Source organism: Paenibacillus sp. 01T422 (assembly GCF_056398785.1).
On sequence record NZ_JBFTQB010001215.1, the window covers coordinates 1 to 1,461 of the forward strand.

Genomic DNA, 1,461 nt, shown 5'->3' on the forward strand with positions numbered 1-1,461 from the left:
GTATAGGTGTTATTCGATAATCTGTCTAGCCACTTTCACAAGATCGTCTAAGTCGATTTTGTTATCTCCAGTGACATCAGCTTTCTTCACAAGCAACCAATCCGGGCTGTTCGAATCTTTCCCATAGTTGGCTGCAATCATGGCAAGGTCGCCGATCGACACTTTGTTGTCGCCATTGATATCACCAGGCGTGCCAGGAGGAGGTGTTGTGATCGAGATGTTAGCCGATCCAAGCGTTGCACTCGTCTCGTGCCCCGTCGCATCCGCAACCACCGCCACTTTAACGGCCAAGCTAGCTGTTGCAGGTTGCACAATGTCCTTGGCTTTAAAAGTCAACTCAAGCACATCCCCGCTACCAATGATTGCATGACCAGCACCTTGGCTCGCAAGGATAAAGCGAACATTGCCAGGTGTTGTCTCCGATTTGGATACCAAGCTGATGCCCGTTTGAGCAGATTTGGCTGAAACAAATTCCATCAGCGAAGTATCATAGGTAATCGTCAAATCCTGTGCGTAAACTGCTTCGGTAACGTCTGATAAGCCCAGACGTGCCGTAAAGGTTTGACCTGTTAGGACCGAACTCGGTGCGACTAATGTAGTCGCTGGTACAATCACGGCTTTCGTAACCGTAACTTGTGCTGTTGCATGGAAACTTCCATCCACTGTTGTCGCTGTAATTTCTGCACTACCCACTTTGAGACCTGTAACAATAGCTTTGCCACTCACAATCTCAACCTTAGCGATCGAAGCATCGCTGCTGGCCCATGTCACATTTTGATTCGTTGCATTCTCAGGCTGTACCATTGCTTTCAATTCCACCGTACCACCTTCAGCGATGGATACCGCTGTTTTATCGAGCACAACACCTGTCACAGCAGTTAAGGTTTGATCTGTCACACGGATGTTATCTACAACTAGTTGGCCTCCAAGCTCGGCACTGCTGTTATCTGCACCTTTCACAATGGCCAGATAAGCATTCTTGGCACTGTCTGTCGCGAACGTCAAGTCAACTGCGCTCGCTCCAGCTGGTAGCGTTTTGGTCGCTAGATCACGCACTTTGCCGTTATCGTTCACTCGAACAGCAACCGTATATTGATTCGCCACATCCGCTTTCGCCTGCATCGTCAAATGATACGTTTTATTCGTGTCCAAACGCAGTGTTTGCGGCAGAGTCCGCAGCCACTCGCCAGCGCCGCCTTCATTCGTTTTTAATGAGAAGTTGCCGTCCAATACATAGGATTTCACTTGGTTTCCGTTCGTTTCCTCCATATGCGTTTGAACATTGCCTGCCTTCGCATAGACGAAAGGTCCCCAAGCTTCATCGACATTCTCGAAATCTTCATTAAGTACGGTACCCGCTCCATCGGTTTTCCCTGGGTTCTTCCATATCCGGACATCATCGAAGGAAACAGTTGCATCACCTGGTGCAACGTTAAGTGCAAGGGTTGCCGTGTCGCTAAC

General features: G+C 48.9%; 1 protein-coding gene. It reads right to left on the bottom strand.

From position 1 onward, the window contains the following. Positions 1-9: 9 nt before the first annotated feature. Positions 10-1,461: cohesin domain-containing protein (locus AC1DUA_RS37330; RefSeq protein ID WP_477504524.1), on the bottom strand; the 1,452-nt coding region annotated here is incomplete at its 5' end.